Consider the following 529-nt stretch of genomic DNA (forward strand, 5'->3'; position numbering starts at 1 on the left):
TCGGTGATGTCGGTCAGCCGGCTGCTCGACAGCACGTGGAAATAGCTTGGGAAATTGCGGAACTCGACCTGATCGGTGTTGATCCAGGCGCCGAAATTATTGGTCATCTGGCGGGCGACGCGGTTCTGCGTCGGGCCCACCACCACCACCACGACATGGAACGGCCCCTGCACGAATTTCTGCTCGGAGCCGGCATCGGGGGCGATGGTGCCGAAGAACGTCATCCGCTCGCCATCAAAGCTCGAGGTGATTTCGACATTGTCGTTGGACAGCTGCGACACCAGCCGCTCGGCCTGGGCCGGCACGGTAAACAGCAGCGCGAGCAGCAGAACAAAACACCGGATCATCGGCTGATCCCCAGCACCGCCATGCTGAACGGATCGCTCGGCGCCAGCACCAGGGTCAGGCCGAAGCGGATGGCGACAGCCAGCACCAGCAAGGCCAACAGGCCCCGCAATTGTTCACCGCGCAGATATTTGCCGGCCGAGGCGCCGAACTGGGCGCCGACGGTGCCGCCCACCATCAGGCA

The 529-nt window shown here is 63.5% G+C and carries 1 protein-coding gene and 1 pseudogene; both read right to left on the minus strand.

The features are described 5' to 3' along the window. Positions 1-347 (minus strand): TIGR02186 family protein (locus ACX3OW_RS21635; RefSeq protein WP_459097859.1); only part of this gene is annotated, 347 nt, incomplete at its 3' end. Beyond that, positions 344-529, minus strand: a pseudogene (locus ACX3OW_RS21640) (sulfite exporter TauE/SafE family protein); the annotation flags it as partial. The pseudogene ACX3OW_RS21640 and the gene ACX3OW_RS21635, both read right to left, overlap by 4 nt.

Source organism: Devosia sp. A449, from assembly GCF_054489375.1.